The 246-nt window shown below is 47.2% G+C and carries 1 pseudogene; it reads left to right on the forward strand.

The features are described from left to right. Positions 1–246 (forward strand): annotated as a pseudogene (locus AB4486_RS23510) (alkene reductase); the annotation flags it as partial.

Below are 246 nucleotides of genomic sequence, written 5' to 3' on the forward strand. Positions count from 1 at the left end.
GGTGGGAAGAGTCACTCACCCAGATAACATCGGTGGTAAGCAACCGATTTCTTCCTCCGCATTAAAAGCGGAAAACGTCAAAGTATTCGTTGATAATGGCAGTGATGAACCTGGTTTTGTTGACGTCGTTCAGCCTAGAGCGATGACAAAAGCCGATATTCAGCAAGTGATCGAAGATTACCGTCAAGCCGCATTGAATGCCATTGAGGCAGGCTTTGATGGCATTGAACTGCATGCCGCTAATGG

This window comes from Vibrio sp. 10N.222.55.C6 (assembly GCF_041473395.1).
Lineage (GTDB): Bacteria > Pseudomonadota > Gammaproteobacteria > Enterobacterales > Vibrionaceae > Vibrio > Vibrio crassostreae_C.